The sequence below is a fragment of the Enorma shizhengliae genome (genome assembly GCF_009676995.1).
Lineage (GTDB): Bacteria > Actinomycetota > Coriobacteriia > Coriobacteriales > Coriobacteriaceae > Enorma > Enorma massiliensis.
Genome location: NZ_VTFZ01000019.1, coordinates 1 through 1517, shown reverse-complemented (window position 1 = coordinate 1517; position 1517 = coordinate 1). Strand labels below are relative to the sequence as shown.

At 73.9% G+C, this 1517-nt stretch carries 1 protein-coding gene; it reads left to right on the top strand.

Translation table 11 applies throughout. The annotated features are described in order from the left end of the window. The coding region (locus tag GJE22_RS09880) for an IS3 family transposase (RefSeq protein ID WP_144688910.1) at positions 1-1489 on the top strand (1489 nt) is incomplete at its 5' end. Positions 1490-1517: the final 28 nt, after the last annotated feature.

The window sequence follows — 1517 nt, the reverse complement described above, 5'->3', positions numbered from 1 at the left end:
GGGGGCTCGGACAAAAAGTTGGACACCCATAGGTGTCCGGATTGGAGTCCGAGTGTACCCAGATGAAGTGAGGGCGGAGGCCGTGGAGGCCGTCCGCCTGGGGTTCAGCCTGGCAGAGGCGGCGGAGCTCGTCGGCTGCTCTAAGTCCACGGTGGGCGCGTGGGCGCTCGCCGCCGGCGCCGGGCGCCCGGGGCGCGGCGGCGCCGTACACTTGCCCTACGACGAGAAGGCGGGGCTCGTCGCCCGCTACGAGGCGGGCGAGCGCGCCGCGGACCTAGGCCGCGAGGCCGGCGTGACGGGATGCGCCGTCACCAACTGGGCGCGCAGGCTCCGCGAGGAGGGGGTGCTCTCGCTTATGACGGAGGACGAGATCAGGGCCGCCGCGCCCGAGCCCGCCGAGCCGCCGTCCGAGCTCGAGGAGCTCAGGCGCAGGTGCGGGGAGCTGGAGCTGGAGAACGCGATACTCAGAGGCACGGTGGACATACTAAAAAAAGACCCCGGCGCCGACCCCTCGGACCTGACGCGGGCTGAGAGGGCGGCGCTGGCCGAGTCGCTCAGGGCCGAGTTCGGGCTGGCCCGCGTGCTCGCGGCGCTCTCCCTGCCGAGGAGCACGTTCTACCACCGCCTCGCGGCCGCGTCGGCCCCGGACCCCTACGCCGCGCTCAGGCCCCTCGTGCGCGCGGAGTTCGAGGCGTCGGGCGGCGCCTACGGCCCGGCGCGCGTCTGGGCCGCGCTGAGGTCGGGCGGCGGCGAGCCCCAGAGGGCGCGCGGGGCCGCCTCGCTCGACCCGTCGCGCCCGGTGAGGGTGAGCGAGAAGGTGGTCAGGCGCATCATGCGCGAGGAGGGGCTCTCGGCCCGCGCCGCCGCGCCCGCGGCCCGGCCCTACAGCTCCTACGCCGGCGAGGAGGGCATGGCGGGCGCGCCGAACCTGTTGCTCGTCGACGCCTCCCGCGACCTGCACGACTTCTCGGCCGGGCGGCCCGGCGAGCGCCTCGTCACCGACATCACGGAGTTCAGGCTCCCCGACGACGCCAGGAAGGTGTACCTGTCGCCCGTCATCGACCTCTTCGACGGCGACGTCGTGGCCTTCTCGGCCGGGACCAGCCCCTCCAAGGCCCTCGTCGCCGAGATGCTGGGAGGGGCCGCGGCGGCCGTCGGGGGCGGCTTCCTGCTGCACTCCGACCGCGGCTGGCACTACCGCACCCCGGACTGGGTCGCCGAGTGCGGGCGGCTCGGCGTCACCAGGTCGCTGTCGCGCAAGGGGCACTCGCCCGACAACGCCGCGATGGAGGGCTTCTTCGGCACGCTCAAGGTCGAGTTCTTCCGCGGGCGCGACTGGTCCGGCTGGACGGCCGAGGAGTTCGTCGGGGCTCTCGGGGACTACGTCCGCTGGTACCGGGAGGGCCGGCTCAAGGCCTTCCGCGAGGGGGGCCTCACCGTGTACGATACGATCAGGGGCCGCAGGGAGCGGCTCGGGCTGGCCGCCTAGGCCCGTCCAAAGAAATGTCCGAGCCCCC